This window comes from Cryobacterium sp. Y50 (assembly GCF_002929805.1).
Taxonomy (GTDB): domain Bacteria; phylum Actinomycetota; class Actinomycetes; order Actinomycetales; family Microbacteriaceae; genus Cryobacterium.
In genome coordinates this window covers 1-2209 of record NZ_PJJM01000021.1, presented here as the reverse complement: position 1 = coordinate 2209, position 2209 = coordinate 1, and the positions used below count along the sequence as shown (strand labels likewise).

Below are 2209 nucleotides of genomic sequence, written 5' to 3'. Positions count from 1 at the left end.
GTCGATTCGGACTCATGGTCACATTCTATGGGCGAAGACTAGCCCCGCACGGAGACGGTAGGCGATCGTTACGGGGGCTCGCCCCGCAGATGGTTCCCCGACGGGCGCTCTTTCGACTCTCGCTCCGTTGGAGCTGCAAGCTATTCGGCGAAGCATGGTCCGAGCTGTTCGACGTCGGAGTTCGGCACCAATCCGCCATCACGGATGGCGCGCCGCGTGGCGCGGGGAATCGGCAGGGCACCTGCACTATGCCGTTGCGGATAGAGGGCTCACCAGCCTAGTCCCGGCTTGGAAGCGTAGCTGCTCAAGTCTCGCGTCGAAGAGCAATGATTCCCACATATGCGAGCAGTGCCGTCCCGATCGTTCCGAGGAGACCCGCGAGGAATGCAGCATCAACGCTGAACCCGCCGCTGAAGCTGATGACGACGTACCCGACAACCGCTAGCAGCACGAGGGCGACATAGGACAGTCGAACGAGCCAGCCCACCGGTGAGCGAACGACGGACATGAGAATCACAGCCGCCAACGGTGCAAGCATCATCCCGCCGAAAAGCAGAGCGGGCGCCACCCTGACCTCACGTCCCGAACACGGGGCGACGAGGTTACACGCCGTGGGGAATCCTTGCGCCATCCAGAATACGGGCCAAGTAACGACCACAATGCCCACCGCGGGAAACACAAATCCGAGGCGACTCTTCAACCGGATATTGGAAGTCATGTCACGAGTGTGGCATTACGGCGCGCAGAATGAAGCACTACAGAGCCGTATGGTGACAACTCGTTACCACTCAGGCCGGGTCGCCCACTCCAAGGGTCCAAGGGCGCTTTTAACCAAGGTGGACGAGCGCCAAGCTCTGGGACCTCCAGTGCCACGAGCGTAGCGGTCGTGGCGCGGCGGCTCAACATCGCTAGAAAAATCGGCGGCCGGTAGAAGGTTCCCGCTACGGGAATCCGGTCGTCCTTCACCGGAGTGAGCCGATGCCCTGACCGTGACCCTTCTACGGCGGGGCCCAGAACATCTTGAGGTTGAGCGCTATACATGTCGGCCTCGTATGGGTTGCTTCTGACTGACCCAGGGGGAGGCAACCGTTCGATGGATGATTTCACTGCACGAGTTGGACCGATCGTCCGGGGCATCGCCTCGGGACTCATTCCGATGGCTGTTTTCACCCCTGTGTACGCCATTTGGCCAGTGCTTGCTTGGCCAATTCTTGGAACGATCTTTTTCGTAGCGGCACTTGCCTGGTCGGTCTTCCTGGCTATTCGTGCTGCAAAACTGATCAAGCTTGCTGGTGGAGTACCGAACGAGACGAATGCGGACGACGCCCGCATTTCCCAGGGCATGACACTCGTGAGCAGCATCCAGGGTGCGCTCATCGTCACCTCGGTTGATGTACTCGCGGTTCTCGGTCAATACGTATGGATCCTCCCTGTGGTCGTCCTGATCGTGGGACTTCACTTCTTCCCTATGCCCGCAATCTTCGGACGAACAGTCGACTATTACCTCGGTGGGTTCATTCTCATCGTCGCGGGAACCGGACTCTACCTGGCAAGCCAGACCGGAATGGACTGGCACGTGACCTGGGGCGTTACCGGATTCGGGGTGGCGCTGGTCACCAGCGCGTATGGTTTGTACATCGTGCGCGCAGGGAACACCGCCCTCACTTCCTACCGTCAATTACAAGCTGCATAGCTGCCCAGAGCAGCTATGCATGGTGAGCCCCGGTGTGCCAGCGTCAACTATCCCGGTAGACGTTNGCTGACCGCATCGTGCGATGCTGTCGGGGTGAATCGACGAACTGGACGGCGTTGGCGTCAAGCAACGGGTGGGCGGATCCCTCTTCCTGAGGCAGAGAAGTCTGGGCGGTACTTGTCCTTGGAGGAACGACTGCAGATCGCGGACTTGCACCTGGCTGGCACCGGCGTGCGGGCGATCGCTGCTCTGGTGGGCCGGTCTGCTGCCACGATCAGTCGGGAGCTGGCTCGAGGAGGGTCTAAGACTGGCCCGCAGGGACGGATGAAGTATGCCCCGTATGCGGCGCAGAGGCAGGCCGAACTTCGTGGACGTCGCCCGAAGGCCAGCAAATTCGACCATCCGGAACTGGCTTTTTTGGTGCAGAAAAAGTTATGCCTGAAATGGAGTCCGGAACAGATCAGTGATTATTTGGCTGCGGTGTTTCCCGATCGGCAGGAGATGCGGGTCAGCCCG

General features: G+C 60.2%; 3 protein-coding genes. 2 read left to right on the top strand and 1 reads right to left on the bottom strand.

What is annotated here, in order from left to right:
* Nucleotides 1-304: 304 nt before the first annotated feature.
* A complete protein-coding gene (locus CXY73_RS21260) occupies nt 305-718 on the bottom strand; it encodes a hypothetical protein (RefSeq protein ID WP_146071538.1) in 414 nt (137 codons plus the stop codon).
* Nucleotides 719-1093: 375 nt separating this feature from the next.
* Between CXY73_RS21260 and CXY73_RS00170 the strand changes: the two genes are divergently transcribed.
* Together CXY73_RS00170 and CXY73_RS23345 are read left to right on the top strand one after the other, a co-directional pair.
* Nucleotides 1094-1693: a hypothetical protein gene (locus tag CXY73_RS00170; protein WP_104134799.1), complete on the top strand. Its 600-nt coding sequence runs from the start codon at nt 1094-1096 to the stop codon at nt 1691-1693.
* Nucleotides 1694-1870: 177 nt separating this feature from the next.
* On the top strand, nt 1871-2209 hold a 339-nt coding region (locus CXY73_RS23345), incomplete at its 3' end, for a helix-turn-helix domain-containing protein (protein WP_158253956.1).

What these genes read in the sequence shown, in the direction of transcription:
- CXY73_RS21260 (WP_146071538.1), bottom strand. Translation starts at nt 718, where the DNA reads ATGACTTCCAATATCCGGTTGAAGAGTCGCCTCGGATTTGTGTTTCCC.
- CXY73_RS00170 (WP_104134799.1), top strand. Translation starts at nt 1,094, where the DNA reads ATGGATGATTTCACTGCACGAGTTGGACCGATCGTCCGGGGCATCGCC.